1 protein-coding gene is annotated in these 627 nt (G+C 41.9%); it reads right to left on the bottom strand.

Going from position 1 to position 627, the window contains the following annotated elements; genetic code table 11:
- A partial coding sequence (gene guaA / locus GMD4S_RS10005) for a glutamine-hydrolyzing GMP synthase (protein WP_000065704.1) occupies window positions 1-559 on the bottom strand: 559 nt, incomplete at its 3' end.
- Window positions 560-627 lie beyond the last annotated feature (68 nt).

Genomic DNA, 627 nt, shown 5'->3' with positions numbered 1-627 from the left:
ATACAGAATGGCGAACTTCTGGGTGGAATTGGATACCATAGATGTGCTTGTCAGGGTTTTCAATAGCTGCATAAGGACAGTCAGCAGATGTTCCAGTACGAACAAAATCAGCTGGAATCTCTGTAACCGCATCACCGTGGCTCATCAAAACAATTTGTTCTTCTGGTGTACCTTCAAAGAGGGCAGAAGGAGTGTGAGTAAGTGGTGATTGGCCATACTCGCGATTACCAGCATCACCTGCAGGGACAACCTTTCCTCCAAGTTTGTGAGTAAGAAGTTGCATACCATAGCAGATTCCCAAAATTGGAATGCCCAGTTCAAAAATTTCTGGATCAATATCAAATGAATCCTCTTCATAAACAGAGTTTGGTCCACCAGAGAGGATGATCCCTACAGGGTTAATCGCACGAACCTCTGCGGCTGAGATTTTATGGCTTTTTAGCTCTGAAAAAACACCGATTTCACGAATACGGCGTGAAATCAGCTGGTTGTATTGGCTACCATAGTCCAGCACGATGATTTTTTCGACATCTTGCAAATCAGTTGAAATGTTGCTCATCTTTTTCCTTTCTCAAAAGAAATATCTTTTTCAATATTCTATCACAAATAGGGGCGAATTACCAACTA

The organism is Streptococcus sp. GMD4S, assembly GCF_000296955.1.
Note: the sequence above shows the minus strand (reverse complement) of the source record. Positions and strands in the feature narration are given on the sequence as shown.